The sequence below is a fragment of the Opacimonas viscosa genome, from assembly GCF_024199005.1.
GTDB lineage: Bacteria > Pseudomonadota > Gammaproteobacteria > Enterobacterales > Alteromonadaceae > Opacimonas > Opacimonas viscosa.
This window is the reverse complement of sequence record NZ_JANATA010000386.1, coordinates 1-223: the sequence shown is the minus strand read 5'-3', so window position 1 is coordinate 223 and position 223 is coordinate 1. Positions and strand designations below refer to the sequence as shown.

At 51.6% G+C, this 223-nt stretch carries 1 protein-coding gene; it reads left to right on the top strand.

All coding sequences use genetic code 11. From position 1 onward, the window contains the following. Position 1 precedes the first annotated feature (1 nt). Positions 2-166: a thioredoxin fold domain-containing protein gene (locus NLF92_RS14015; RefSeq protein ID WP_349293236.1), complete on the top strand. Its 165-nt coding sequence runs from the start codon at positions 2-4 to the stop codon at positions 164-166. Positions 167-223: the final 57 nt, after the last annotated feature.

Below are 223 nucleotides of genomic sequence, written 5' to 3'. Positions count from 1 at the left end.
CGTGGCCCCGGCATCCTGTAAAACCGACATTGCCAAACAATACCAGTTCGGTCGCAGTATTGGGGTAAACGGAACGCCTAATATCATTCTGCCCAATGGCACAGTAGTGCCTGGCTATCAACCGGCTGATCAGCTGTTGTCGACGCTGCAGTCGACAGCTGGTTAAAGCAATGTGTACCAGCGCTAAATAAGTGCTGGTGCAATAAACGACTATCCTGCCGTC